This window comes from Bacillus sp. GbtcB14, assembly GCF_019091205.1.
Classification (GTDB): domain Bacteria; phylum Bacillota; class Bacilli; order Bacillales; family Bacillaceae_G; genus Bacillus_A; species Bacillus_A cereus_AG.
On record NZ_JAGXJT010000165.1, the window covers coordinates 1 to 268 of the forward strand.

Here is a 268-nt window from a genome sequence, read left to right on the forward strand (position 1 = left end):
ATCTCAGATTATAAAGACAAATTATCACACACTGCTGCAAAAGACGTGTTTCTTCCGGACGGAGAACCTCTGAAAGAAGGAGACACACTCATCCAAAAAGACTTAGCCAAAACATTTACAGCTATTAAGTACAAAGGCACAAAAGCATTCTATGACGGTGCATTCTCCAAAAAGCTTGCGGAAACAGTGCAGGAATTCGGCGGCTCAATGACAGAAAAAGACATTAAAAACTTCAATGTGACAATTGACGAACCGATCTGGGGAGATT

1 protein-coding gene is annotated in these 268 nt (G+C 40.7%); it reads left to right on the top strand.

The window, feature by feature from the left end:
• Nucleotides 1-268 (top strand): gamma-glutamyltransferase (locus KVT31_RS29610; protein WP_217613732.1); only part of this gene is annotated, 268 nt, incomplete at both ends.